This window comes from Streptomyces sp. W16 (genome assembly GCF_033194735.1).
Classification (GTDB): Bacteria; Actinomycetota; Actinomycetes; order Streptomycetales; family Streptomycetaceae; genus Streptomyces.
In genome coordinates this window covers 1-4,424 of sequence record NZ_JAWOAI010000680.1, presented here as the reverse complement: position 1 = coordinate 4,424, position 4,424 = coordinate 1, and the positions used below count along the sequence as shown (strand labels likewise).

Annotated in this window: 4 protein-coding genes and 1 pseudogene; 3 read left to right on the top strand and 2 right to left on the bottom strand. The window is 71.7% G+C overall.

Annotated elements, in window-relative coordinates; genetic code table 11:
- Together R6V09_RS46980 and R6V09_RS46975 are read right to left on the bottom strand one after the other, a co-directional pair.
- Positions 1-257: pseudogene (locus R6V09_RS46980) on the bottom strand (ATP-dependent helicase); the annotation flags it as partial.
- 101 nt (positions 258-358) lie between these two features.
- Entirely contained in the window at positions 359-1,189 is an 831-nt protein-coding gene (locus R6V09_RS46975) for an SDR family NAD(P)-dependent oxidoreductase (RefSeq protein ID WP_317887585.1), read from the bottom strand.
- 96 nt (positions 1,190-1,285) lie between these two features.
- Here R6V09_RS46975 and R6V09_RS46970 point away from each other — a divergent pair, with 96 nt between their 5' ends.
- From R6V09_RS46970 to R6V09_RS46960, 3 genes are all read left to right on the top strand, one after another.
- Positions 1,286-2,197, top strand: coding sequence for a LysR family transcriptional regulator (locus R6V09_RS46970; protein ID WP_317887584.1), 912 nt, complete (start codon positions 1,286-1,288; stop codon positions 2,195-2,197).
- Between the two features lie 79 nt (positions 2,198-2,276).
- Positions 2,277-3,869 (top strand): hypothetical protein, encoded by a 1,593-nt coding sequence (locus R6V09_RS46965; protein ID WP_317887583.1) that lies wholly within the window; start codon positions 2,277-2,279, stop codon positions 3,867-3,869.
- 162 nt (positions 3,870-4,031) lie between these two features.
- Positions 4,032-4,424: hypothetical protein (locus R6V09_RS46960; RefSeq protein WP_317887582.1), on the top strand; the 393-nt coding region annotated here is incomplete at its 3' end.

Here is a 4,424-nt window from a genome sequence, read left to right as displayed (position 1 = left end):
CGCACGGAGGTGAGCCCCGCCGCCTCCACGGCGCCGAGCCGCAGCCGCCCCTCGGTGACGTCCTTCAGCCTGCCGACCGGGATGGACTCCAGCTCCTGGGCGACGAGTTCGGCCCGCAGCGGTTCCAGTGCGGAGCGGACGGTGTCGAGGGCGCGGGTGTGGTCGGCACGCAGGGCGCGCGCCACGTCGTACAACCGCGTCCCCCGCGCGCACAGCTCCCTGACCTGCCGCCCGCCACGCGGAAACTCCCCCTCCATGTCACCCCCCGCTCCCGATTCCTCCCGGTGTGCATTCATCGTGGCACGCACCACTGACAACGGGGACGGGAGCAGGCGGGCCAAGGGTTCCCGGCCGTCCGTCAGGCGTCGAACCCGGTCGCCCGGGTCCGCTTCTCCCAGGCCGCGATGTCGCCGCGCACCTGGTCGAGGTGGCCGAGCACGGCGTCGACCGCGTCGTCGCCCAGCGGCAGGTGCAGCGGGGTCTCCTCCGCGTCGAGGGCGGCGAGGATGAGGGCCGCCGCCTTCGCGGGGTCGCCGGCCTGGGAGACGTCGCCGCCGGATACGAAGCCGCGGGTCACGCTCACCTTGGCGTACGCACCGCTGTCGGCGCTGACCCCGGCCCGGCTCGTGTCGAAGAGGGCGGTCCGGAAGGCGCCCGGCTCGACGATCAGGACCTTGATGCCGAACTCGGCGACCTCGTCCGCGAGCGCCTCGGACAGCCCTTCCAGAGCGAACTTCGTTCCGCTGTACGCCGAGAAACCCGCGAAGGACATCTGCCCGCCCATGCTGCTCATCTGCACGATCGCCCCGGACCGCCGCTCCCGCATGGACGGCAGCACCGCGCGCGTGAGTGCCGCCGGCCCGAAGACATGCAGGTCGAACAGGTCCCGCAGCTCCTGCTCGGTGGTCTCCTCCAAGGCCCCGACGTGCGTGCGGCCCGCATTGTTGACGAGCACGTCGATCCGCCCGTGCCGTGCCACCACGTCCCGTACGGCCGCCTCCGCCGCCCCCGTGTCGGTGACGTCCAGGCGCAGCGCCTCCAGCTGGTCGGGCCACGCGGCCACCAACTCGTCCAGCCCCTCGGTCCGCCGCGCCGCACCGATCACCACGTCACCGGCGGCGAGCGCGGCCTCGACGATCGCCCGCCCGAACCCGCTGCTCGCTCCGGTGACCAGCCACACCTTGTTCATGACGTCTCCCCATGAGTTCCCGGATCCCTGTTGTCCAGCTGCCGACCAGCCTGCTCCCGCCCCCGATCGCCCGTCCAAGACCTACGCTGATAACCAATGGCTATGACGACGGACGTCCATGTGCGGGACCTGCGCTACTTCGTCGCGGTCGCCGAGGAGCTCCACTTCACGCGCGCGGCCGAGAGGCTGTACGTCTCGCAGCCCGCGCTGAGCAAGCAGATCCGGGCGCTGGAACGGCAGTTGGGCGCCGAACTGTTCCGCCGTGACCGGCAGGGCGTGGCGCTCACGGCCGCCGGTGCGGCCCTACTGCCGTACGCCGAGCGGGTGTTGGCGGTCTGGGCGGAGGGCGCGTCCGCGCTGGCGGAGGTGAGCGCGGCCGAGCGCAGCACCCTGGTGGTCGGCATGAGCACCAGCCCCGGCCGCGGCGGCCTGCTGCCCGCGATCCGCTCGCGCTTCACGGCCGCGCATCCGGAGGCCACCGTACGGCTGCGCCAGGTGAGTTGGGACGATCCGACGGCGGGTCTCGTGGACGGCGACACAGACGTCGCCTTCGTCTGGCTGCCGCTGCCCGACGCGGAGCGCTACGACTGGACGGTGGTCGCCGAGGAGCCCCGCCTGGTCGCGTTCCCGGCCTCCCATCCGCTGGCCGATCGCGCCGAGGTCGACTTCGCGGACCTCGTCGACGAGCCGTTCCTCGCCCTGCCGCCCAGCGCGGGCCCCCTCCGCGACTACTGGCTCGCCCTCGCCGAACGCGGTGGCCGTCCGCCGCGCATCGGGGCGGAGATCGCGAGCACGGAGGAGACGTACGAGGCGCTGGCCGCCGGTCTCGGCATCTGCCTGGTGGCCGCGGGCAACGCCCACCTGATCACCCTCGGCGGTGTCATCACCCGCCCTGTGCACGGTGTTTCGCCGAGCCGTTACGCCCTGGCGTGGCGGCGCGAGGACGGCGGAAGGCCGCTGGTGAGGGCGTACGCGGAGGCTTGCCGGGGGGTCATGAGTGGCGGGTGAGGCGCGTGGCTACTATGAGTCGGCTTTGGGGAGTCGGGGTCTTCGTCTGGGCCTCTGACGGGGTCTTTAGGGGGTAGTCATGAGCGCAGCACGTGTCGGACGTACAAGACGCATACCGTTCGCTTTCGTCGGCGTGGCGATGCTCGCGCCGCTGTTCGTTCCCGCCGCCACCGCGCAGGCGGCGTCGGGCTCGTTGACCGTGACGACGCTGGGGCGGCACGGCGCCAAGGTGGCGACGACGGTGACCGTCGTCAACGCGTCGTCGGGTGAGAGGCGCACCGTCAAGTCCGGCAAGCGGCTCAGCCTGCCCTCGGGCAAGTACCTCGCGATGACCGACATCTACGAGAGCGCCACGGACGGTCTGGGCACCGACACCATCGGCGCGCAGGTCGTGTCGGTGTCGGGGGCCAAGTCCGTGACGCTGGACGCCCGTAAGGGCAAGGCCGTGAAGGTGTCGCTGGACACCCCGGCCGATGTGACCGGACCGGCCCGGATCAGCGCGCAGGTGTGTGCCGCCAACATGGACATGCCCTCGGCGTACAGCGCGGGCGGCTGGAACGACGCGGGGTCCCTCTACGCGATCCCCAACTCCTCCAAGCTGCTCCAGTTCGCGTACATGGCGCAGTGGTCGGGCAGCGACAGCTACGTCGCGGTCAAGAAGACGACCGGTATCCCGGCCGCGCCCGGCGGTTCGTTCAAGCGGTCCAAGCTGGCGACGATCCGGTTCTCGGTGCGCAGCGGGACGCAGATGGGCACCCAGAACGACACCGCCCTCCAGGCCGCGCCCAAGGTCGACGACTGCACGACCGACCTGTACGCCAACGTCACCGACGACAGCGCGCCGTTCAGCACCACGGTCCATGTGACGCCCGGGACCTGGCAGCCGCGCGACGGCGTGATCGCGAACAACGGCGACGGTGTCGGCGGTGGTTTCCCGCCGGTCAGGACGCTGAAGTCGGGGCAGACCTTCACCCAGTCCTTCGGGCGTGCCGTGTGGAGCCCCATGCACTATCTGCCCATCGTCGGCGAAAAGTCCCTGACGTTCATCCCGGACGCCCTGATCGGCGACCCCGACGTGGGTATCTGGGGAGCCGACCCGACGAAGGAAACGGTGGTCCTGTCCAAGGGGAGCACCACCGTCAAGAAGCAGACCCTGACCAACTGGGGTACCGGCGACGCCGAGTTCTCCGCCGCCATCCACTCGGTCGGCACCTACCGGCTGACCGTGGACGCCCATCGCTACCACCCGGGCATCACCTTCCCGTCCGGCATGCTGTCGTCGCGCGTCACCCTCGACTGGCGGTTCAAGGCCGACCCGACCGAGTCGGGGCGGGTCGCGCCCGTCTTCATGACACGGTTCCTGCCGGCCGGCCTCAACAGCCACAACCAGGCGGCGGCCAGCGGCACCACGACGGTCACCGTCAGCGCCGGCCGCGGCTCCCAGGGCCCGGACACGAAGTTCACCAAGTCGACGGTCAAGTCCCTGAAGGTCTGGGCGTCTTCGGACGGCGGCAGGACCTGGAAGGCCGTCTCCGTCACCCGTTCCGGGTCCTCCTGGAAGGCCGCCGTGCACAACCCCGCGTCCGGCGCGGTCGCCCTGCGCTCCCAGGTGACCGACTCCGCCGGCGGCACGTCGACGGAGACGGTCTACCGCGCCTACTCGATCGGCTGACCCACCTCGGCCGCCCGGTCACAGGGACGGTGACCACCACCCGGGGTCCCAACAGGTGTGGGGTCGGCGGGTGTTGGGGCTTCCGTGGAAGGCTCGGGTGACGGTTCGGACGGAGTCGTGGGCTCCGGGGGCTCCTTCACGGGATCACTCGGAGCCGGGTACGTGGGAGTCGGCTCCGGCTCCGTGGTCACCGGTGGCGTCGGAGCCGGCGTCGGATCCGTGGTCGCCGGTGGAGCGGGGGTCGGCTCGGTGGTCACCGGTGGCGGCTCAACAGGGGCCGTAGGAACGGGTGTTCCGCCACCGTCCCCCACCGGCACGGCGGTCGGCCCGGTGCCCGTGCCGCCAAGTACCGCCGGAGGCACGGCGGTTGCGGAGCCGTCCGGTGCCGATGCCGGGGAGCCGGCGTCGTCGGCCGGTGTCTTCGCGGGCTTCCCCGACTCCGGCTGCGATGCCACCGGCGCCTGGGACACCGGGACTTCGGCCACCGGGCCCTTCGCCACCGGGACTTCGGCGGAGTCGGTTCCGCCGAGTACGACGATCACCGCGACGGCGCCC